The organism is Psychrobacter sp. Choline-02u-9 (genome assembly GCF_002836505.1).
Classification (GTDB): domain Bacteria; phylum Pseudomonadota; class Gammaproteobacteria; order Pseudomonadales; family Moraxellaceae; genus Psychrobacter.
This window is the reverse complement of record NZ_PJBF01000029.1, coordinates 1-500: the sequence shown is the minus strand read 5'-3', so window position 1 is coordinate 500 and position 500 is coordinate 1. Positions and strand designations below refer to the sequence as shown.

The 500-nt window shown below is 43.4% G+C and carries 1 protein-coding gene; it reads right to left on the bottom strand.

Going from position 1 to position 500, the window contains the following annotated elements; all coding sequences use genetic code 11:
• Positions 1 to 407, bottom strand: a 407-nt coding sequence (locus CXF69_RS00615; protein ID WP_134292859.1) for an IS5 family transposase, incomplete at its 3' end; no start/stop codon positions are given.
• Between the last annotated feature and the right edge of the window lie 93 nt (positions 408 to 500).

The following is a 500-nucleotide window of genomic DNA, read 5'->3' as shown; positions in this document are numbered from 1 at the left end:
ATAAAGGTAATCGGATTGCCATGCGCATCAACTGCTAAGTGAATCTTGGTCGCGCGGCCTGCCACACTTTTGCTAATGGATTGTAGGTTCTCATTGCCACTACTGCTGTGCTGATGCGCTTTAATATGAGTGCCATCGATAAAGACCCACTCAAGGTCTGCGTCTTTGATCAGTAACGTAAATAATGCAATCAGCTTATTACTGCGAAACCAGCGCTGGTAAGCTTTATAGATGGTATTAGGCTTGCCAAAATACTCGGGTAAGTCGCGCCAAGGACAGCCAACACGCATGCGATAAAGCACGCCTTCAACCGTTTGTCTAAGATTTCCTTTGTCATAGATATTAAGTTCTAGTAATATGGGTCTTAGTCTTGTCCAGTGTTCATCTTTGAGCATGGTGCGAGGCATAGCGAACGATATCTTTTTTGTGTGAGAGCTTAAAGATTAACCGTTCGCTATTTTTTTTGCCATTAATTTGTCGCCAATGTTCAACACGCCCTA